We start from the raw sequence: 18,370 nt of genomic DNA, 5'->3' as shown, positions 1-18,370 counted from the left end.
CATTTTAAATGGCTAAAGAAAAATTTGACCGTTCAAAACCCCATGTTAACATTGGTACTATCGGACACGTTGACCATGGTAAAACTACTTTAACAGCTGCAATTACAACTGTACTTGCTAAACAAGGCGGAGCGCAAGCTATGGACTACGCTCAAATCGACGGAGCTCCTGAAGAACGCGAACGCGGAATCACTATCAACACTGCTCACGTTGAGTACGAAACTGAAAACCGTCACTACGCTCACGTTGACTGCCCAGGACACGCGGACTACGTTAAAAACATGATCACTGGTGCTGCTCAAATGGACGGAGCTATCTTAGTAGTTTCTGCTGCTGATGGCCCTATGCCTCAAACTCGTGAACACATCTTGTTATCTCGTAACGTTGGTGTTCCTTACATCGTTGTATTCTTAAACAAAATGGATATGGTTGACGATGAAGAATTACTTGAATTAGTTGAAATGGAAGTTCGTGACTTATTAACAGAATACGACTTCCCAGGCGACGACACTCCAGTTATCGCAGGTTCAGCTTTGAAAGCTTTAGAAGGCGACGCTTCATACGAAGAAAAAATCTTAGAATTAATGGCTGCTGTTGACGAATACATCCCAACACCAGTTCGTGATACTGACAAACCATTCATGATGCCAGTCGAAGACGTATTCTCAATCACTGGTCGTGGTACTGTTGCAACTGGTCGTGTTGAACGTGGACAAGTTCGCGTTGGTGACGAAGTTGAAATCGTAGGTATTGCTGACGAAACTGCTAAAACAACTGTTACAGGTGTTGAAATGTTCCGTAAATTATTAGACTACGCTGAAGCAGGCGATAACATCGGTGCTTTATTACGTGGTGTTGCACGTGAAGATATCCAACGTGGACAAGTATTGGCTAAACCAGCTTCAATTACTCCACATACAAAATTCTCTGCAGAAGTTTACGTTTTAACTAAAGAAGAAGGTGGACGTCACACTCCATTCTTCACTAACTACCGTCCTCAGTTCTACTTCCGTACAACTGACGTAACTGGTGTAGTTGATCTACCAGAAGGCACTGAAATGGTAATGCCTGGTGATAACGTAACTATGGAAGTTGAATTAATCCACCCAATCGCGATCGAAGACGGAACTCGTTTCTCTATTCGTGAAGGCGGACGTACTGTTGGTTCAGGCGTTGTAACTACAATCAAAGCTTAATCAACTTTACAATTTAATATTATGCTCGGACGTATAAGGGTCGCCGTTCTCGGCGGCTCTTTTTTATCGTTTTATAGAATTTAAGATTAGTCATAGAGGAAAGAAATTATTACTATTTATATAGAAGAAAAAAATTGTTTTACTCACACAGAATGGATTTTCTGAAAATAAAACAGAAAATCCTAAAACATTTAGAAAATCCTTGCAATCATAGGTCTCATGTAATATAATCATAAAGGTGCTGTTTGCAGGAGTGCGAATATCACTGGGGGGTTCTGGAAAGAATCCGTCGGCTTTGAAACGAGAGGTTGCGACACGCCCGGACGCTTTGCCACGAACGAGCGTGACGGAGATTTTCGTGGAGCTATGTCTACTTTTAAAATAGGCGAAGGAGGGAACAAGATGGCAAAACAAAAAATTCGTATCCGTTTAAAAGCGTATGAACATGGTATTTTAGATCAATCAGCGGATAAAATCGTGGAAACTGCAAAAAGAACTGGAGCTAGCGTGTCTGGTCCAATTCCATTACCAACTGAACGCAGTCTTTACACTGTAATCCGTGCGACTCATAAATACAAAGATTCACGCGAACAATTCGAAATGCGTACTCACAAACGTCTGATTGACATTGTGAACCCAACACCGAAGACAGTCGATGCTTTAATGAAGCTTGACTTACCATCAGGTGTGAATATTGAAATCAAATTATAATAAGAAGATGGAGGTGTAATCATGACCAAAGGAATCTTAGGGAAAAAAGTGGGAATGACTCAAATCTTCACTGAATCTGGCGAACTTATTCCAGTTACTGTAATCGAAGCTACTCCAAACGTTGTTTTACAAGTGAAAACAATGGAAAACGACGGTTACGAAGCTGTTCAATTAGGTTACCAAGATATGCGTGAAGTTTTGTCTAACAAACCTGCGAAAGGTCATGTTGCAAAAGCAAACACGGCTCCTAAGCGCTTCATTCGAGAATTCAAAGATGTTGAGCTAGGAGACTATGAAGTAGGTAAAGAAGTGAAAGTTGATACTTTCCAAGCTGGAGACATCATTGATGTTACCGGAACGACTAAAGGTAAAGGATTCCAAGGCGTTATCAAACGTCACGGACAAAGCCGCGGACCAATGGCTCACGGTTCTCGTTACCACCGTCGTCCTGGATCTATGGGTCCTGTTGCACCAAACCGTGTATTTAAAAATAAAAAACTTGCTGGCCGTATGGGTGGCAACCGTGTAACAATTCAAAATCTTGAAGTTGTTCGTGTTGACGCTGACCGCAACGTTATCTTAGTAAAAGGAAATGTTCCTGGAGCTAAAAAATCTTTAATCACTATCAAATCAGCTGTGAAAGCTAAATAATTAGTTAGAGGAAAGGAGGAACTAAGGAATGCCAACTGTAGCATTATTCAAACAAGATGGAACTCAAAACGGTGACATCACTTTAAATGAAGAAATCTTCGGAATTGAACCAAATGAAAGTGTTGTTTACGATGCAATCGTTATGCAACGCGCTTCATTGAGACAAGGGACACACGCTGTGAAAAATCGTAGCGCAGTTCGTGGCGGTGGTCGCAAACCATGGCGTCAAAAAGGAACTGGACGTGCTCGTCAAGGTTCTATCCGTTCACCACAATGGCGTGGAGGTGGCGTTGTCTTCGGACCTACACCACGTTCATACAGCTACAAACTTCCTAAAAAAGTTCGTCGCTTAGCAATTAAATCTGTTTTATCAGAAAAAGTTGCTGGAAATAACATGGTTGTTGTTGATGCTTTAAGCTTTGACGCACCTAAAACAAAAGAATTTAAACAAGTTTTAACTAGCTTGTCTATTGATTCTAAAGTATTGGTTGTATTGGAAACAGAAAACGAAGTTGCAGGCTTAGCTGCTCGTAACTTATCAAACGTAACTGTTACTACTTCAGACAACGTTACTGTACTAGATGTAGTCGCTAATGACAAAATCTTAGCAACGCAAACCGCTCTTACTCAAATTGAGGAGGTGCTTGCATAATGAACTTACTAGACGTAATTAAACGCCCGGTGATCACTGAAAAATCTATGTTAGACATGGATGAAAAGAAATACACTTTCGAAGTGGATACTCGCGCGAATAAAACTTTAGTGAAACAAGCGGTTGAAGCTGCTTTCGACGTTAAAGTTAAAAATGTAAACATTATGAATGCTAAACCAAAAGCAAAACGTATGGGTAAATACCAAGGCTTCACTAAAAAACGTCGCAAAGCTGTTGTGACTTTAACTGAAGACTCAAAAGAAATTCAACTTTTCGACGCTGCTGAATAAGCGTCAGGAAATCACTAGTAAATAGGAGGGAAACCAGACGTGGCGATTAAAAAGTATAAACCAACCACAAATGGCCGTCGTAATATGACGAGTTCTGATTTCGCTGAAATCACAACTTCAACGCCTGAAAAGACGTTATTAGAACCATTAAAAAACAACGCCGGTCGTAATAACAACGGTCGCATCACTGTACGTCATCAAGGTGGCGGACATAAACGTCAATACCGTGTTATCGACTTTAAACGTAATAAAGATAACGTGGTTGCTACAGTACAAACGATCGAATACGATCCAAACCGTTCAGCAAACATTGCATTAGTTCATTATACAGATGGAGTGAAAGCGTACATCTTAGCCCCTAAAGGCTTAGAAGTTGGCATGACAATCGTATCTGGAGCAGATGCAGATATTAAAATCGGAAATGCATTACCGCTTGAAAATATTCCAGTTGGTACTGTAGTTCACAACATTGAAATGAAACCTGGTAAAGGCGGACAATTGATCCGTTCAGCTGGTACAAGTGCACAAGTACTTGGTAAAGAAGGAAAATACGTACTAGTACGTTTGAATTCTGGCGAAGTTCGCATGATCTTAGCTACTTGCCGTGCTACTATCGGTTCTGTTGGTAACGAACAACACGAATTGATCAACATTGGTAAAGCTGGACGTTCTCGTTGGATGCGTAAACGCCCAACTGTACGTGGTAGCGTAATGAACCCTAACGATCACCCACACGGTGGTGGTGAAGGTAAAGCTCCAGTCGGACGTAAAGCTCCAGTATCTCCATGGGGACAACCTGCATTGGGTTACAAAACTCGTAACAAGAAAGCTGCTTCAGACAAGCTTATTGTACGTCGTCGTAAAACTAAATAAAATCATTGACTATGTGTCGCATATTTTGAGAGGAGGTACACCATGGGTCGTAGTTTGAAAAAAGGACCTTTCGCTGATGATCATTTAATGAAGAAGATCGAAGCACAACAAGGTGTTGAAAAGAAAAAAGTTATCAAAACTTGGTCTCGTCGCTCAACAATTTTTCCTAATTTTGTAGGATTTACTATTGCTGTTTATGACGGACGCAAACATGTGCCAGTTTACATCCAAGAAGACATGGTAGGACATAAATTAGGTGAATTTGCACCATCAAGAACTTATCGTGGACATGCCGCCGACGATAAGAAAACAAGACGTTAATTTTGAGGGGAGGATATTAACATGGCAGAACAAATTACATCAGCTAAGGCAACTGCGAAAACAGTTCGCACTTCTCCTCGTAAAGCACGTTTAGTAATCGATCTTATTAGAGGAAAAAGCGTAGCAGAAGCAATTTCAATCTTGAAATTCACACCAAACAAATCTGCAGGAATCATTGAAAAAGTAATGATGTCAGCAGTTGCTAACGCAGAAAACAACTTTGACTTAGATGTTGAAAATTTGGTAGTTTCTGAAGCATTTGTTAACGAAGGACCAACAATGAAACGTTTCCGTCCACGTGCAAAAGGTTCAGCTTCACCAATCAACAAACGTACAAGTCATATTACCGTTGTGGTATCAGAAAAATAAGGAGGGATAATCAGTGGGTCAAAAAGTAAATCCTATTGGAATGCGTGTAGGCATCATCCGTGAGTGGGATGCTAAATGGTATGCTGAAAAAGAGTATGCTGAATTTCTACACGAAGATTTGAGAATCCGTAAGTTCATCGCAACGAAACTTGCTGATGCCGCTGTGTCAACTGTTGAAATCGAACGCGCTGCAAACCGCGTAAATATTTCAATCCACACAGCTAAACCTGGTATGGTTATCGGTAAAGGCGGATCTGAAGTTGAGAGCCTAAGAAAAGAATTAAATAAATTAACTGGTAAACGAGTTCACATCAACATCGTTGAAATCAAAAAACCAGATTTAGATGCAAAATTAGTCGGAGAAGGAATCGCACGTCAATTAGAAAATCGTGTTGCTTTCCGTCGTGCACAAAAACAAGCGATCCAACGCACAATGCGTTCAGGCGCTAAAGGAATCAAAACTCAAGTATCTGGTCGTTTGAATGGTGCGGATATCGCTCGTTCAGAAGGATACTCTGAAGGAACAGTTCCTCTTCATACATTGCGTGCCGATATCGACTACGCATGGGAAGAAGCAGATACAACATACGGAAAACTAGGAGTTAAAGTGTGGATTTATCGTGGAGAAATTCTTCCTACAAAGAAAAACACTGAGAAAGGAGGGAAATAATCATGTTAGTACCTAAACGTGTAAAACACCGTCGTGAATTCCGCGGTAAAATGCGTGGGGAAGCTAAAGGTGGTAAAGAAATCGCATTTGGAGAATACGGCTTGCAAGCTGTTGATTCACATTGGATTACTAACCGCCAAATTGAGGCTGCTCGTATTGCAATGACTCGTTACATGAAACGTGGTGGGAAAGTATGGATTAAAATTTTCCCTCACAAATCTTATACTGCCAAAGCAATTGGTGTACGTATGGGATCTGGTAAAGGTGCTCCTGAAGGCTGGGTTTCACCAGTTAAACGCGGCAAGATCATGTTTGAAATCGCCGGCGTTCCTGAAGAAGTTGCTCGTGAAGCATTACGTCTTGCTTCTCACAAATTACCAATGAAGACTAAGATCGTAAAACGTGAGGAAATGGGTGGTGAATCGAATGAAGGTTAAAGAAATCAGAGAATTAACCACTGCCGAAATGCTAGATCAAGAAAAACAATTAAAAGAAGAATTGTTCAGTCTTAGATTCCAATTAGCAACAGGTCAATTAGAAAACACTGCACGTATTAAAGAAGTACGTAAATCGATTGCACGCATCAAAACTGTGTTGCGTGAACAAGCTGACAAATAGTGGAAGGAGGCCATTTCCAGTATGACTGAAGAAAGAAATCAACGTAAAGTTTATCAAGGACGCGTGGTATCTGACAAAATGGACAAAACGATCACTGTTGTCGTTGAAACCAAAAAGAACCATCCAATCTACGGTAAACGTATGAAATATTCTAAAAAATACAAAGCTCACGATGAAAACAATGAAGCAAAAATTGGCGATATCGTGAAAATCATGGAAACTCGTCCATTATCAGCTACCAAACGTTTCCGTCTGGTTGAAATCGTTGAAAAAGCAGTGATTATCTAATCACACGAGATTTTCCTATATAGATGTTTTTTAAATCTGAAAGGAGGATACACAAGTGATCCAAGCAGAAAGCCGTTTAAAAATCGCGGACAACTCAGGCGCCCGTGAAATTTTAACTATTAAAGTTCTTGGCGGATCTGGTCGCAAAACTGCAAATATCGGTGATGTGATTGTTGCTACGGTTAAACAAGCAACGCCAGGTGGTGTTGTCAAAAAAGGTGACGTGGTTAAAGCCGTTATCGTACGAACTAAATCAGGCGCTCGTCGTACTGATGGTTCTTATATCAAATTTGATGAAAATGCAGCTGTTATCATTCGTGATGACAAGAGCCCAAGAGGAACACGTATCTTCGGACCTGTCGCTCGTGAATTACGCGAAGGCAACTTCATGAAGATCGTTTCATTGGCACCGGAAGTATTATAATCGAAAGATTCAACCAAAGGAGGTGCGCAACAGTAATGTTCGTTAAAAAAGGCGATAAAGTAAAAGTTATCTCTGGTAAAGACAGAAATAAAGAAGGCGTAGTATTAGAAGCCCTTCCTAAAAAAGACAAAGTCGTTGTTGAAGGCGTCAATGTCGTGAAAAAACATAAAAAAGCCTCTCAAGATGCCCCTCAAGGCGGAATCGTTGAGGTAGAAGCACCAATTCATGCATCTAATGTTATGGTGATCGACCCTTCAAATGGAGAAGCGACACGCGTTGGCTACAAAGTGGTTGACGGTAAAAAAGTCCGCGTTTCTAAAAAAACCGGCGAAGCTCTAGATAAATAATTAAACAAGGAAGGAGGATCTTATAGATGAACCGCCTAAAAGAAAAATTTGTAAGTGAAATTACACCATCTTTGATGGAAAAATTTAACTATGATTCAGTTATGGAAGTTCCTAAAGTTGAGAAAATTGTCATCAACATGGGTGTTGGTGATGCGGTATCAAACGCAAAAAACTTAGACAAAGCCGTTGAAGAATTAGCCTTGATCTCTGGTCAAAAACCAATTATCACTAAAGCTAAAAAATCAATCGCTGGTTTCCGTTTACGTGAAGGAATGCCTATCGGTGCGAAAGTAACACTACGCGGAGAAAGAATGTATGAATTCTTAGACAAATTAGTGTCTGTATCACTTCCACGTGTACGTGACTTCCACGGAGTAAGCAAAAAATCCTTTGATGGCCGTGGTAACTTTACTTTAGGTGTTAAAGAACAATTGATCTTCCCTGAAGTAGATTATGATTTAGTTGATAAAGTCCGCGGTATGGATATCGTTGTTGTTACAACTGCGAAAACAGACGAAGAATCTCGCGAATTATTAACACAACTTGGAATGCCATTCCAAAAATAATCAAGGAGGCGAAAAAATTGGCTAAAAAATCAATGATTGCTAAAAACAAACGCCCTGCAAAACATTCAACGCAAGAATATACGCGCTGCGAACGTTGCGGACGTCCACATTCAGTTTATCGTAAATTTCATCTTTGCCGTATTTGCTTCCGCGAACTTGCCTACAAAGGTCAAATTCCCGGCGTGAAGAAAGCTAGCTGGTAAAATAAACTCGCATAAAGGAGGTAAACAGTTCAATGGTCATGACAGATCCAATTGCAGATTTTCTAACTCGTATTCGTAATGCCAACATGGTAAAACACGATTCAGTAGAAGTACCTGCTTCAAAAATCAAACGTGACATCGCAGAAATCCTTAAACGTGAAGGTTTCGTACGTGATGTTGAATATATCGAAGATGACAAACAAGGCATGATCCGTGTGTTTCTTAAATACGGTAAAAATGACGAACGTGTTATCACGAACTTAAAACGTATCTCTAAACCAGGCTTACGTGCTTATGTCAAAGCTGACGAAGTACCAAAAGTATTAAACGGTTTAGGTATCGCAATCATCTCTACTTCAGAAGGTTTAGTAACTGATAAAGAAGCTAGAGGTAAAAACGTCGGCGGCGAAGTGCTAGCTTACGTTTGGTAAGATCAAACAATCCATGAGGAGGTGTCTTTAAGTGAGCCGTATTGGTAATAAAGTTGTCGTTTTACCTGCAGGAGTTGAAGTAACTCAAAACGGAAACGATGTAACTGTTAAAGGACCTAAAGGTGAATTAACTCGTACTTTTTCTTCTGATATCAAAATGAACATCGAAGGAAACGAAGTAACATTCACACGTCCAGATGACAGCAAAGAAATGAAAACTATCCACGGAACAACTCGTGCAAACTTCAATAACATGGTTGTTGGTGTTTCAGAAGGGTTCCAAAAAGCATTAGAATTAATCGGGGTTGGGTACCGTGCACAATTACAAGGTTCAAAACTTGTATTGAACGTTGGTTACTCACATCCAGTTGAGATCGTAGCTCCAGAAGGTGTTACAATCGAAGTTCCTGCAAACACTCAAGTAGTCGTTAAAGGATCAAATAAAGAAGTAGTAGGCGAATTAGCTGCGAAAATCCGCGGAACTCGTCCTCCAGAACCTTATAAAGGCAAAGGTATCCGTTATGTTGGCGAATACGTACGTCGTAAAGAAGGTAAAACTGGTAAATAGTAGGTTGACCCTACACGCGGCTTAGGCCAGCTTAATTAAAGAGGTGACAATTGTGATTACAAAACCAGACAAGAATAAAACACGCCAAAAACGCCACATGCGCGTTCGCGGGAAAATTTCTGGTACTGCTGAGTGCCCACGCTTGAACGTTTTTCGTTCTAATAAAAACATCTACGCTCAAATTATTGATGACGTAGCGGGTGTGACGCTAGCAAGTGCCTCTGCCTTGGATAAAGAAATTTCAGGTGGAACAAAAACTGAACAAGCACAAGCTGTTGGGAAATTAGTAGCAGAACGTGCTTCAGAAAAAGGTATTAAGAAAGTAGTCTTTGACCGTGGTGGATACCTTTACCATGGCCGTGTAGCAGCTTTAGCTGAAGCAGCTCGCGAAAATGGACTAGAATTTTAGGAGAAGGAGGAACACCATTCATGGTTTATATCGATCCAAAACATTTGGAATTAGAAGACCGCGTTGTAGCGATCAACCGTGTTACTAAAGTTGTTAAAGGTGGACGTCGTCTACGTTTTGCTGCACTAGTTGTTGTCGGTGACAAAAACGGTCACGTAGGCTTTGGTACCGGTAAAGCTCAAGAAGTACCTGAAGCAATTCGTAAAGCAATCGAAGACGCTAAGAAAAACCTAGTTGAAGTACCAATGGTAGGAACTACGCTTCCTCATGAAGTTATTGGTGTATTCGGCGGTGGACGTATCTTAATGAAACCAGCCGTTGAAGGTTCTGGAGTTGCTGCTGGTGGACCAGTTCGTGCCGTCTTGGAGTTAGCTGGGGTTGCCGATGTAACTTCTAAATCTTTAGGTTCAAACACACCAATCAACGTTGTTCGTGCAACTGTTGAAGGCTTGACTCAATTGAAAAAAGCAGAAGAAGTGGCACAATTACGTGGCATCTCTGTTGAAAACTTAGCTAATTAAGGAGGACGAATGACATGGCTGAATTAAAAATTACTTTAAAACGCAGTATTATCGGACGTCCTCAAAACCAACGCGACACTGTTAAAGCGTTGGGTCTTAAAAAAATGAACAGCACAGTTGTTAAACCTGCTAATGATGCAATCAAAGGTATGGTTAACACAGTGTCTCATTTAGTGGACGTAGAAGAAGTTTAATAAAACAATGATGATTAAAATCTAAGGAGGTGCCAATATAATGAAACTTCATGAATTACAACCTGCCGAAGGTTCACGTAAAGTTCGCAACCGCGTTGGACGTGGTACTTCATCAGGTAACGGAAAAACATCTGGACGTGGTCAAAAAGGTCAAAAGGCTCGTTCAGGCGGCGGTGTACGTTTAGGTTTTGAAGGTGGACAAACTCCTTTATTCCGTCGTTTACCAAAACGCGGATTTACTAACGTGAATCGTAAAGAATACGCTGTAATCAATTTAGATGTCTTAAATCGTTTTGAAGATGGAGCTGAAGTAACACCAGTTGCTTTAGTTGAAGCTGGAATTGTGAAAAACGAAAAAGCTGGAATCAAAGTTTTAGGAAACGGATCATTAGATAAAAAACTAACCGTTAAAGCAGCAAAATTCTCTAAACATGCTCAAGAAACAATTGAAGCTGCTGGTGGTTCAATCGAGGTGATTTAATGTTCAAACTTTTAAAGGATTCATTCAAAGTTCAGAACATCCGATCACGGATATTGTTTACCGTCTTAATACTGTTAGTCTTCCGACTAGGTGCACAAATCACTGTGCCGGGGGTCGATGCACATGGATTGCAAGGACTTAGTGAAATGCCATTTTTCAGAATGTTGAATATGGTCAGTGGCTCAGCTATGCAAAACTTTTCGATCTTCTCGATGGGGGTTTCTCCATACATTACTGCTTCAATCGTTATTCAATTGTTGCAGATGGATATCATTCCTAAATTTGTTGAATGGTCAAAACAAGGGGAAGTCGGTCGTAAAAAGTTGAATCAGGCAACTCGCTATTTAACTTTAGTCTTGGCTTTCATCCAGTCTGTAAGTATTACAGCTGGGTTTGACTATTTTGCACAATTTGGTTTTGTTCCAAACCGAAATGTTCAAACGTTTGTTACAATCGGTGTGATTCTTACCGCGGGTACGATGTTTGTTACATGGTTGGGAGAACAGATCACTGAAAAGGGAATCGGTAACGGTGTATCTATGATCATCTTTGCGGGAATCATTTCGCGATTACCACAAAGTATCAAAGATATCTATGACGATTATTTCGTAAACATCGATTCTAGTGATCTTTGGAAATCAGTCATTTTTGTTGTGATTTTACTTATCGCTATCGTGTTGATTGTCGTTTTTGTAACGTACTTCCAACAAGCGGAAAGAAAAATTCCAATTCAATATACAAAACAAGTCGTTGGTGCGCCAACAAGCAGTTATTTACCATTGAAAGTGAATGCTGCCGGCGTTATTCCGGTTATCTTTGCCAGCTCATTCATTGCTACACCAAATGCGGTGTTGCAAGCATTGGCTAGTAAGTATCAAGCGGAAGGCTGGTACGAGATGTTAACGAAACTATTCAGTTATAACACCGTTCCCGGCGCTGCGATTTATACTGTTCTGATTGTTGCTTTCACCTTTTTCTATGCATTTGTTCAGGTTAATCCTGAAAAATTAGCAGAAAACTTACAAAAACAAGGAAGTTATATTCCTCGTGTAAGACCGGGTAAAGGAACAGAAGAATATGTTTCTGCAATTTTAATGCGTTTAAGTGTGGTCGGAGCTATTTTCTTAGGTTTGATCGCCTTGATTCCAATCATCGCACAAATGATTTGGAACTTACCTCAATCAATTGGTTTAGGTGGTACGAGTCTTTTGATCGTTGTTGGTGTCGCGCTAGAAACTGCAAAACAATTAGAAGGACTCATGTTGAAACGACGGTATGTCGGATTCATGGATGAAGAGTAGATTCGTGTGTTGAGGGTCATCCTCAACGCCGTTCTCGCTTCAAATATTTAGGAGGGAAATCAATGAACCTGATCTTAATGGGACTGCCAGGAGCAGGAAAAGGAACACAAGCAGAAAGAATTGTTGCAACGTACAATATTCCGCATATCAGCACGGGGGATATGTTCCGAGAAGCAATCAAAAACGAGACTACACTCGGATTGAAAGCAAAATCATATATGGATGCAGGGGATTTGGTCCCAGATGAAGTTACTAACGGTATCGTGAAGGAACGTTTAGCGCAAAAGGACACTGATAAAGGGTTCTTGTTAGACGGATTCCCTCGTACTTTAGATCAAGCCAAAGCATTAGCTGAAATGTTAACGGACTTGAATAAAAAGATTGATGCTGTGATTGAAATTCAAGTAGCAGAAGAAGTGTTAGTTGAACGTTTGGCAGGACGCTTCATGTGCCGCAACTGTGGTGCGACTTATCATAAAATCTTCAATCCTACAAAAGTAGAAGGTACATGTGATCGCTGTGGTGGTCATGAATTTTACCAACGTGAAGATGATAAGCCAGAAACAGTTAAAAATCGTTTGTCTGTAAATGTTAAAAACAGCGAACCAATTTTAGCTTACTATAATGAAGAAGGTCTGTTATATCCAGTTGATGGAGATCGTGAAATTGATGCCGTATTTGCGGATGTAGAAAAGATTATCGAAAAATAATTTTGCCTGCCGACTTGAGATGCAGTTTATCTTGCCAAGTTCGATGTTTTATGATAGAATTTGTCAGTCCGACTTCTAGCTTTTTTGGAAGTTTAACTTTAGAATTACGGTGGGAACTGCAGTTTCCGCCATTTTATCGTGTGAAAATGCGAAACAACTACAAGGAGGTACTCTGCGTGGCAAAAGAAGATATGATTGAAATCGAAGGAACAGTCGTCGAAACTTTGCCGAATGCAATGTTTAAAGTCGAATTGGAAAACGGACACGAAGTTCTTGCACACGTATCTGGTAAAATCCGGATGTATTATATTCGAATCTTACCTGGAGATAAAGTTACAGTAGAACTTTCTCCATATGATTTGAGCCGTGGTCGCATTACCTATCGCTTTAAGTAAGTTGTACTCCGTAAAACTTCAGGAGGTATAATCATGAAAGTAAGACCATCAGTAAAACCAATGTGTGAACATTGTAAAGTAATTCGTCGTAATGGACGCGTTATGGTGATTTGCCCAGCAAACCCAAAACATAAACAACGTCAAGGATAATTGGAGGTGTAAATAAGTATGGCTCGTATTGCAGGAGTAGATATTCCTCGTGATAAACGCGTGGTAATTTCGCTTACTTATATTTTTGGTATCGGAAATACTACAGCGAAACAAATTTTAGCCAATGCAGGCGTTTCTGAAGATGTTCGTGTACGTGACTTAACGAATGAACAAACAGACGCTATCCGTGCTGAAGTTGATAAATTAAAAGTTGAAGGCGATCTTCGTCGTGAAACTAACTTGAACATCAAACGTTTGATGGAAATCGGTTCATACCGTGGAATTCGTCATCGTCGTGGCTTGCCTACACGTGGACAAAACACTAAGAACAATGCTCGTACTCGTAAAGGCCCAGCTCGCGCTATTGCCGGCAAGAAAAAATAATTAGTGAAGGAGGTATAAATCTTCATGGTAGCAAAGAAAGTCAATCGTAAACGTCGTGTGAAGAAGAATATCGAAACAGGTATTGCTCATATTCATTCGACTTTCAATAATACAATCGTCATGATCACTGATGCTAGCGGTAACGCTGTCGCATGGTCATCTGCAGGTTCATTAGGTTTCAAAGGTAGTAAGAAATCAACTCCTTTCGCTGCTCAAATGGCTGCTGAAACTGCAACAAAAGCTGCAATGGAACATGGATTGAAAAGTGTTGAAGTCACTGTTAAAGGACCTGGTTCTGGTCGTGAAGCAGCGATTCGTTCATTGCAAGCAACTGGTTTAGAAGTAACTGCAATTCGTGACGTGACTCCAGTACCTCATAATGGATGCCGCCCTCCAAAACGCCGTCGTGTTTAATGAGTGCCCAACTCTATGAGTTTTACAGGAACGTCATTGAACAAGACACTTTTCGTTTTGAAAGGGGTAAAAGACAAGAATGATTGAATTCGAAAAACCAAGAATCACAAAAATTGATGAAGACAGAGATTATGGCAAGTTCGTTGTTGAACCTTTGGAAAGAGGTTATGGAACTACTTTAGGTAATTCTCTACGTCGTATTCTACTTTCTTCTTTACCGGGCGCTGCCATTACCAATATTCAAATCGATGGGGTGTTACACGAATTTTCAACCATCAAAGGTGTAAGAGAAGACGTTGTACAAATCATCTTGAATATCAAAGGTTTAGCGTTGAAATTATTTGCGGAAGAAGAAAAAACCCTTGAGATCGATATTACTGGACCAGCTACGGTAACTGCCGGCGATATTATCGTTGACAGCGACGTTGAAATCTTGAATAAAGATATGTACATTTGTACTGTTGCTGAAGGTGCGACATTCCATGCTCGCCTAACAGTAAAACCTGGTCGAGGCTATGTTCAAGCAGACGAAAATAAAAAGGAAGATATGCCTATCGGTGTCCTTCCGGTCGATTCTATCTATACACCGGTACGTAAAGTAAACTATCAAGTTGAAAATACACGTGTTGGTCGTCGTGATGACTTCGATAAATTAACGATGGAAATTTGGACTGACGGATCGATCATTGCTCAAGAAGCATTGAGTCTTGCAGCGAAAATTTTAACCGAGCATTTAGATATTTTTGTAAATCTTACTGATGAAGCGAAAAATGCTGAAATCATGGTAGAAAAAGAAGAAACACAAAAAGAAAAAATGTTGGAAATGACCATCGAAGAACTAGACCTGTCTGTACGTTCGTACAATTGCTTGAAACGTGCCGGAATTAATACGGTTCAAGAATTAACGAATAAATCTGAACCTGAAATGATCAAAGTACGTAATTTGGGTCGTAAATCACTTGAAGAAGTTAAGGCTAAGTTACATGATCTTGGTTTAGGACTACGTAAAGACGATTAATATTGTTGACAAAGGAGGGAAACCTACGTGAGTTATCGTAAATTAGGACGCACATCTAGCCAACGTAAGGCAATGTTGCGTGACTTAACAACTGACTTAATTATCAACGAACGTATCGTTACGACTGAAGCTCGTGCGAAAGAAGTTCGTTCAACTGCTGAAAAGATGATTACTTTAGGAAAACGCGGGGATCTTCATGCACGTCGCCAAGCTGCAAGCTTTGTACGTAATGAAGTCGCTGATGTTCGCGAAGAAAACGAAGAAATCGTTACTGAAACTGCATTGCAAAAATTATTTAACGATATTGCTCCTCGTTACGCTGAACGTCAAGGTGGATACACTCGTATCTTGAAAACTGAACCTCGTCGCGGCGACAACGCCCCTATGGTTGTTTTAGAACTTGTATAATAATCACTCTTCACTTTATAGATGATTCTTTTAGAGTGTTATGATGTTGGAGATTTTCTCCGAGTCTAGCTCAGCGCCGCTTCCCAGAATGTCTGGGAAGCTGGCACTCATCATAAAGTGTTTTTTTATACCCAAAAACACTGTCAAGACAGATCGGTATACAAAAGCATTTTATTGAGTATCAAGGATTGATAAAGTGAAGCTTTTTTGCTAGTCTTAGTACATATTTGCAAAGAAGCGGAAAGGTGTAACCATGAAGCCAATTATTGAAATCAATCAAATTGAATTTAGTTATCAAGAGGAAGCGACTCCTGCTTTAAAGGATATTAGCTTTTCGATTAATAAAGGCGAGTGGATCGCGATTGTTGGGCACAATGGCTCAGGAAAATCAACATTAGCCAAAGCAATCAACGGTTTGCATTTGCCTCAAAAAGGAACGGTTACTGTCGGAGGGATGGCATTATCGGAGGAATCTGTTTGGGACATACGTCGAATGGTCGGAATGGTTTTTCAAAATCCGGACAATCAATTTGTCGGAGCGACAGTCGAAGATGATGTAGCCTTCGGGTTGGAAAATCAGGGAATTGAACGAAGCGAGATGCAGCGTCGTGTTCAAGATGCCTTGGAAAAAGTAAAAATGCAAGAATTTGCAACGCGTGAGCCTGCCCGTCTGTCTGGTGGACAAAAGCAACGAGTGGCAATTGCAGGGGTAGTAGCCTTGCGTCCTGACATCATCATTTTGGATGAAGCAACAAGTATGTTAGATCCTGAAGGTCGAGATGATGTTATTGCAACTATTCGCAAAATTAAAGAAGAGAGTGATCTGACAGTTATTTCTATCACTCATGACATTGATGAAGCGGCTAGGGCCAATCGCATTTTAGTGATGAGGGACGGGGAACTGTATCAAGAAGGAACCCCAGATGAAATTTTTTCTGCTGGACCGGAATTAGTTTCGTTGGGACTAGATTTACCATTTCCTGAGAAGTTAAAATCAGCATTAAAGGCTCGTGGTGTGAATGTGCCTGCGAACTATTTGGATGAAGAAGGGATGATGGACTGGTTATGGACATCCGTTTTGAAAAAGTAAGCTACGTTTATCAACCGAATACTCCCTTTGAACAACGGGCACTTTATGATATTGATTTGAATATTAAAGAGGGTTCTTACACCGCACTGGTAGGGCATACTGGTAGTGGTAAGTCGACCTTGTTACAACACTTGAATGCATTATTGAAGCCAACTGATGGTCAAGTTGTGATCGGTGATCGAACGATTACACCCACGACAGACAATAAGAATTTGAAACCTGTACGAAAAAAAGTAGGGATTGTTTTTCAGTTTCCAGAAGCTCAACTTTTTGAAGAAACTGTAGCAAAGGACATTGCTTTTGGACCAAAGAATTTCGGTGTTAGCGAAGAAGAAGCGTTGGCTTTGGCAAAGGAAAACTTAAAGTTAGTTGGACTCGGTGAAGAATATCTTGATCGTTCACCATTCGAGCTTTCTGGCGGACAAATGCGCCGTGTAGCGATTGCTGGTGTTTTGGCTATGGAACCTGAGGTTTTGGTCTTAGACGAGCCGACAGCTGGCTTAGATCCGTTAGGTCGTAAAGAGATGATGGAAATGTTTTGGCACCTTCATCAGAAAAAAAACATAACAATTGTCCTGGTCACACATTTAATGGATGACGTCGCGAATTTTGCTGATTATGTTTATGTTTTAGAAAAAGGACATGTGGCAAAACACGGTGATCCGCAAACTGTGTTTGAAGATGTTGCTTGGTTAAAGGAAAAGCAACTAGGTGTACCTCAGGCAACTGCTTTTGCTGAAAAAATGCAGGCCCGTGGCGTGGATTTTGAAGAGTTGCCTTTAACTGAAAATGAGTTGGCGGACTGGATTGTAAAATTTGCGGGAGGTCCTGCTCATGATGAATAAATTGATTTTTGGTCGTTATATTCCAGGTGATTCTCTGATTCACCGTTTGGATCCACGAGCAAAATTGGTCGCAAGTTTTTATTTTATCGGAATTATTTTTTTGGCGAATAACTGGCAGAGCTATCTATTTTTAGGAGCTTTCACGATGTTCGCAGTATTCCTATCTAAAATTAATTTGAACTTCTTTTTGAAGGGTGTTAGACCACTAATTTGGTTAATTATTTTTACAGTCGCGTTGCAGATGTTGTTTACGCGAGGCGGAACCTTGTATTGGTCGTGGGGCGTCTTTAGTCTTTCTTCTTATGGAATCCAAAACGGGCTATTTATCTTTTGCCGGTTTGTTCTAATTATTTTTATGTCGACGTTACTAACATTGACAACGCCGCCGTTATCAATGTCTGATGCGATTGAATCATTGTTAAATCCTTTAAAAAGATTTCACTTGCCGGTACATGAGATTGCCTTGATGTTATCGATCGCTTTGCGGTTTGTGCCAACATTGATGGATGAAACGGAAAAGATCATGAATGCTCAGCGTGCTCGTGGTGTTGACTTCAGTGATGGAAATTTGATTCAGAAAGTCAAAGCAATAGTACCGTTATTGATTCCTTTATTTGTCAGCAGCTTTAATCGTGCAGAGGATTTGGCGACTGCGATGGAAGCTCGCGGATATCGCGGCGGTGAAGGCCGAAGCAAGTATCGCAAATTAAAGTGGGCATCACGAGATACGATCGTTCTCGTTGTTTTTGCTCTCGCAACAGTCATTTTAATCTTTTTACGCAGTTAAGCTTGGAGTGATCCAGGCTTTTTTTTGAGCTTTTGGTAATTTTAACTTGTAGGTTCAATGATCGTTTCTTTATGGTAGGATGAAT

At 40.4% G+C, this 18,370-nt stretch carries 33 protein-coding genes; all 33 read left to right on the top strand.

The features are described 5' to 3' along the window. The first annotated feature begins 8 nt into the window (after window positions 1-8). The 33 genes from tuf to KQI58_RS02250 all read left to right on the top strand — a co-directional run bounded on the left by tuf (window position 9) and on the right by KQI58_RS02250 (window position 18,285). The gene (gene tuf, locus KQI58_RS02410) at window positions 9-1,196 is read left to right on the top strand and encodes an elongation factor Tu (RefSeq protein WP_216406140.1); all 1,188 of its coding nucleotides are present in this window, start codon (window positions 9-11) and stop codon (window positions 1,194-1,196) included. 402 nt (window positions 1,197-1,598) lie between these two features. Further along, a complete protein-coding gene (rpsJ, locus tag KQI58_RS02405; protein ID WP_010756438.1) occupies window positions 1,599-1,907 on the top strand; it encodes a 30S ribosomal protein S10 in 309 nt (102 codons plus the stop codon). Window positions 1,908-1,928: 21 nt separating this feature from the next. Further along, complete coding sequence (gene rplC / locus KQI58_RS02400; protein ID WP_216406138.1) at window positions 1,929-2,558, top strand: 50S ribosomal protein L3; 630 nt, start codon at window positions 1,929-1,931, stop codon at window positions 2,556-2,558. A gap of 28 nt (window positions 2,559-2,586) precedes the next feature. Continuing rightward, window positions 2,587-3,210: a 50S ribosomal protein L4 gene (gene rplD, locus KQI58_RS02395; protein ID WP_216406136.1), complete on the top strand. Its 624-nt coding sequence runs from the start codon at window positions 2,587-2,589 to the stop codon at window positions 3,208-3,210. Beyond that, the gene (locus tag KQI58_RS02390) at window positions 3,210-3,500 is read left to right on the top strand and encodes a 50S ribosomal protein L23 (protein WP_010782060.1); all 291 of its coding nucleotides are present in this window, start codon (window positions 3,210-3,212) and stop codon (window positions 3,498-3,500) included. Before rplD ends, KQI58_RS02390 begins: the two co-directional genes overlap by 1 nt. A gap of 39 nt (window positions 3,501-3,539) precedes the next feature. After that, window positions 3,540-4,373 carry a 50S ribosomal protein L2 gene (gene rplB, locus KQI58_RS02385; protein WP_216406134.1) on the top strand — a complete coding sequence of 278 codons (834 nt, stop codon included), beginning with the start codon at window positions 3,540-3,542 and terminating at the stop codon, window positions 4,371-4,373. 42 nt (window positions 4,374-4,415) lie between these two features. After that, window positions 4,416-4,694, top strand: a complete 279-nt coding sequence (gene rpsS, locus KQI58_RS02380; RefSeq protein WP_016179475.1) for a 30S ribosomal protein S19 — start codon at window positions 4,416-4,418, stop codon at window positions 4,692-4,694. A gap of 21 nt (window positions 4,695-4,715) precedes the next feature. Continuing rightward, the gene (gene rplV, locus KQI58_RS02375) at window positions 4,716-5,063 is read left to right on the top strand and encodes a 50S ribosomal protein L22 (protein WP_010742755.1); all 348 of its coding nucleotides are present in this window, start codon (window positions 4,716-4,718) and stop codon (window positions 5,061-5,063) included. A gap of 13 nt (window positions 5,064-5,076) precedes the next feature. Beyond that, complete coding sequence (gene rpsC / locus KQI58_RS02370; protein ID WP_010747212.1) at window positions 5,077-5,733, top strand: 30S ribosomal protein S3; 657 nt, start codon at window positions 5,077-5,079, stop codon at window positions 5,731-5,733. 2 nt (window positions 5,734-5,735) lie between these two features. Continuing rightward, on the top strand, window positions 5,736-6,170 hold the full coding sequence (rplP, locus tag KQI58_RS02365; protein WP_010747211.1) for a 50S ribosomal protein L16: 435 nt from the start codon (window positions 5,736-5,738) through the stop codon (window positions 6,168-6,170). Then, the gene (gene rpmC, locus KQI58_RS02360) at window positions 6,160-6,351 is read left to right on the top strand and encodes a 50S ribosomal protein L29 (RefSeq protein WP_216406132.1); all 192 of its coding nucleotides are present in this window, start codon (window positions 6,160-6,162) and stop codon (window positions 6,349-6,351) included. The genes rplP and rpmC overlap by 11 nt, the downstream gene beginning before the upstream one ends. A 21-nt stretch (window positions 6,352-6,372) precedes the next feature. Further along, the gene (rpsQ, locus tag KQI58_RS02355) at window positions 6,373-6,639 is read left to right on the top strand and encodes a 30S ribosomal protein S17 (protein ID WP_010742759.1); all 267 of its coding nucleotides are present in this window, start codon (window positions 6,373-6,375) and stop codon (window positions 6,637-6,639) included. A 55-nt stretch (window positions 6,640-6,694) separates the two neighbouring features. Then, window positions 6,695-7,063 (top strand): 50S ribosomal protein L14, encoded by a 369-nt coding sequence (rplN, locus tag KQI58_RS02350; RefSeq protein ID WP_010742760.1) that lies wholly within the window; start codon window positions 6,695-6,697, stop codon window positions 7,061-7,063. 35 nt (window positions 7,064-7,098) lie between these two features. Then, window positions 7,099-7,410, top strand: coding sequence for a 50S ribosomal protein L24 (gene rplX / locus KQI58_RS02345; protein WP_216406131.1), 312 nt, complete (start codon window positions 7,099-7,101; stop codon window positions 7,408-7,410). 26 nt (window positions 7,411-7,436) lie between these two features. Then, entirely contained in the window at window positions 7,437-7,976 is a 540-nt protein-coding gene (gene rplE, locus KQI58_RS02340; RefSeq protein WP_010742762.1) for a 50S ribosomal protein L5, read from the top strand. Between the two features lie 17 nt (window positions 7,977-7,993). Continuing rightward, a complete protein-coding gene (locus tag KQI58_RS02335) occupies window positions 7,994-8,179 on the top strand; it encodes a type Z 30S ribosomal protein S14 (RefSeq protein ID WP_028020384.1) in 186 nt (61 codons plus the stop codon). 32 nt (window positions 8,180-8,211) lie between these two features. After that, complete coding sequence (gene rpsH / locus KQI58_RS02330; protein ID WP_010747206.1) at window positions 8,212-8,610, top strand: 30S ribosomal protein S8; 399 nt, start codon at window positions 8,212-8,214, stop codon at window positions 8,608-8,610. Window positions 8,611-8,641: 31 nt separating this feature from the next. Then, complete coding sequence (gene rplF / locus KQI58_RS02325; RefSeq protein ID WP_216406130.1) at window positions 8,642-9,178, top strand: 50S ribosomal protein L6; 537 nt, start codon at window positions 8,642-8,644, stop codon at window positions 9,176-9,178. A 52-nt stretch (window positions 9,179-9,230) separates the two neighbouring features. Next, entirely contained in the window at window positions 9,231-9,587 is a 357-nt protein-coding gene (gene rplR, locus KQI58_RS02320; protein WP_016179479.1) for a 50S ribosomal protein L18, read from the top strand. Between the two features lie 20 nt (window positions 9,588-9,607). Next, window positions 9,608-10,108, top strand: coding sequence for a 30S ribosomal protein S5 (gene rpsE / locus KQI58_RS02315; protein WP_010747203.1), 501 nt, complete (start codon window positions 9,608-9,610; stop codon window positions 10,106-10,108). Between the two features lie 14 nt (window positions 10,109-10,122). Beyond that, the gene (gene rpmD, locus KQI58_RS02310; protein ID WP_010747202.1) at window positions 10,123-10,302 is read left to right on the top strand and encodes a 50S ribosomal protein L30; all 180 of its coding nucleotides are present in this window, start codon (window positions 10,123-10,125) and stop codon (window positions 10,300-10,302) included. Window positions 10,303-10,342: 40 nt separating this feature from the next. Continuing rightward, window positions 10,343-10,783, top strand: a complete 441-nt coding sequence (rplO, locus tag KQI58_RS02305) for a 50S ribosomal protein L15 (protein WP_216406128.1) — start codon at window positions 10,343-10,345, stop codon at window positions 10,781-10,783. Next, a complete protein-coding gene (gene secY / locus KQI58_RS02300; protein ID WP_216406126.1) occupies window positions 10,783-12,084 on the top strand; it encodes a preprotein translocase subunit SecY in 1,302 nt (433 codons plus the stop codon). The genes rplO and secY overlap by 1 nt, the downstream gene beginning before the upstream one ends. 62 nt (window positions 12,085-12,146) lie before the next feature. After that, complete coding sequence (locus tag KQI58_RS02295) at window positions 12,147-12,794, top strand: adenylate kinase (protein WP_016179481.1); 648 nt, start codon at window positions 12,147-12,149, stop codon at window positions 12,792-12,794. A 176-nt stretch (window positions 12,795-12,970) separates the two neighbouring features. Beyond that, complete coding sequence (gene infA / locus KQI58_RS02290; protein ID WP_010742771.1) at window positions 12,971-13,189, top strand: translation initiation factor IF-1; 219 nt, start codon at window positions 12,971-12,973, stop codon at window positions 13,187-13,189. Window positions 13,190-13,222: 33 nt separating this feature from the next. Further along, a complete protein-coding gene (rpmJ, locus tag KQI58_RS02285) occupies window positions 13,223-13,339 on the top strand; it encodes a 50S ribosomal protein L36 (RefSeq protein ID WP_010742772.1) in 117 nt (38 codons plus the stop codon). A gap of 18 nt (window positions 13,340-13,357) precedes the next feature. After that, window positions 13,358-13,723, top strand: coding sequence for a 30S ribosomal protein S13 (rpsM, locus tag KQI58_RS02280; protein WP_216406124.1), 366 nt, complete (start codon window positions 13,358-13,360; stop codon window positions 13,721-13,723). Between the two features lie 24 nt (window positions 13,724-13,747). Next, window positions 13,748-14,137 (top strand): 30S ribosomal protein S11, encoded by a 390-nt coding sequence (rpsK, locus tag KQI58_RS02275; protein ID WP_016179483.1) that lies wholly within the window; start codon window positions 13,748-13,750, stop codon window positions 14,135-14,137. A gap of 79 nt (window positions 14,138-14,216) precedes the next feature. Continuing rightward, window positions 14,217-15,155: a DNA-directed RNA polymerase subunit alpha gene (locus KQI58_RS02270; RefSeq protein ID WP_010747196.1), complete on the top strand. Its 939-nt coding sequence runs from the start codon at window positions 14,217-14,219 to the stop codon at window positions 15,153-15,155. 27 nt (window positions 15,156-15,182) lie between these two features. Next, window positions 15,183-15,563 (top strand): 50S ribosomal protein L17, encoded by a 381-nt coding sequence (gene rplQ, locus KQI58_RS02265; RefSeq protein ID WP_016179484.1) that lies wholly within the window; start codon window positions 15,183-15,185, stop codon window positions 15,561-15,563. Window positions 15,564-15,816: 253 nt separating this feature from the next. Next, complete coding sequence (locus tag KQI58_RS02260; RefSeq protein ID WP_216406121.1) at window positions 15,817-16,653, top strand: energy-coupling factor ABC transporter ATP-binding protein; 837 nt, start codon at window positions 15,817-15,819, stop codon at window positions 16,651-16,653. Continuing rightward, window positions 16,629-17,498: an energy-coupling factor ABC transporter ATP-binding protein gene (locus KQI58_RS02255; RefSeq protein ID WP_216406118.1), complete on the top strand. Its 870-nt coding sequence runs from the start codon at window positions 16,629-16,631 to the stop codon at window positions 17,496-17,498. The genes KQI58_RS02260 and KQI58_RS02255 overlap by 25 nt, the downstream gene beginning before the upstream one ends. Beyond that, complete coding sequence (locus KQI58_RS02250; RefSeq protein WP_016179487.1) at window positions 17,488-18,285, top strand: energy-coupling factor transporter transmembrane component T family protein; 798 nt, start codon at window positions 17,488-17,490, stop codon at window positions 18,283-18,285. Before KQI58_RS02255 ends, KQI58_RS02250 begins: the two co-directional genes overlap by 11 nt. Window positions 18,286-18,370 lie beyond the last annotated feature (85 nt).

The organism is Enterococcus raffinosus (assembly GCF_018917525.1).
GTDB lineage: Bacteria > Bacillota > Bacilli > Lactobacillales > Enterococcaceae > Enterococcus_A > Enterococcus_A raffinosus_A.
Note: the sequence above shows the minus strand (reverse complement) of the source record. Positions and strands in the feature narration are given on the sequence as shown.